Below are 1,278 nucleotides of genomic sequence, written 5' to 3'. Positions count from 1 at the left end.
GGGGCTGCTGCACGGATCTGTGACATCTGAGATGGCTTGGCCACCGGCCGGGCTGGAAGGATGTTGCTGTGCCGAAGCCGTATCCGCGTGAGTTCCGTGAGGACGTCGTCCGGGTCGCCCGCAACCGCGGGCCCGGCGTGACTCTCGCCCAGGTCGCGCGGGATTTCGGGGTGCATGAGATGACGCTGTCGAAGTGGATGCGTCAGGCTGACGTGGAGGACGGGGTGAAGCCCGGCATCACGTCTGATCAGTCCGCGGAGCTGCGTGAGCTGCGACGCCGTAACCGGCTTTTGGAGCAGGAGAACGAGGTCCTGCGCCGGGCGGCGGCGTATTTGTCGCAGGCGCAGCTGCCGGGAAAAGGCTCTACCCGCTCGTGACCGAGCTCGCCGCGCCTGACGCCCGGATCCGGGTGCCGGTCGCGGTGGCGTGCCGGGTCCTCAAGCTCCACCGCCAGCACTACTACGCTTGGCTCGCGAAGCCGGTCACCGACGCCGAACTCGAGCAGGCCTATCTGGCCAACGCGGTGTTCGACGCCCACCGCGACGACCCGGAGTTCGGTTATCGATTCCTTACCGACGAGGTCCGCGACGCCGGCTGGCCCGCTGCCGAACGAACGATCTGGCGGATCTGCGCGAACAACGGCTGGTGGAGCGTGTTCGGCAAGAAGCGTCGGGGAAAGAGCATCCGGCCGGGACCGCCTGCCCACGAGGACCTCGTGCAGCGGCAGTTTCGAGCCGAGGGACCCAATCGGCTTTGGCTCACGGATTTGACCGAACACCACACGAGCGAAGGAAAGCTCTACCTCTGCGCGGTCAAAGACGTCTGGTCCAACCGGATCGTCGGCTACTCCATCAGCGACCGGATGGAATCGGCGATCGCTGTCCGGGCCGTCGAGTCCGCGGTCGCCCGCCGCGGCGGGAACGTCGCCGGTTGCGTGCTGCATAGCGATCGCGGCGGCCAGTTCCGGTCCCGGAAGCTTCAGCAGACGCTCTTCCGGCATCGCATGACCGGATCGATGGGCCAGGTCGGCTCGGCCGGCGACAACGCTGCGATGGAGAGCTTCTTCAGCCTGCTCCAACGCAACGTCCTCGACCGCTGCGCCTGGCCGACTCGCGAGGATTTACGGATCGCGATCGTCACCTGGATCGAACGGACATACCACCGCCGACGGCGTCAGAACCGGCTCGGCCGGTTGACCCCTATCGAATACGAAACCATCATGAGCCAGGCCGCCGAACAGGCCGCCTGACAACTGTCACGGAATCGTGCAGCAGCCCC

1 protein-coding gene is annotated in these 1,278 nt (G+C 66.5%); it reads left to right on the top strand.

What is annotated here, in order from left to right:
• The first annotated feature begins 68 nt into the window (after positions 1-68).
• A protein-coding gene (locus ACGFY5_RS45075; protein WP_392731239.1) for an IS3 family transposase occupies positions 69-1,249 on the top strand; the annotation gives its coding sequence in 2 pieces (ribosomal slippage) (positions 69-353 and positions 356-1,249; 1,179 coding nt in all).
• The last annotated feature ends 29 nt before the right edge of the window (positions 1,250-1,278 follow it).

Source organism: Cryptosporangium sp. NPDC048952 (assembly GCF_043197895.1).
Classification (GTDB): domain Bacteria; phylum Actinomycetota; class Actinomycetes; order Mycobacteriales; family Cryptosporangiaceae; genus Cryptosporangium.
This window is presented reverse-complemented; position numbering and strand designations above follow the sequence as displayed.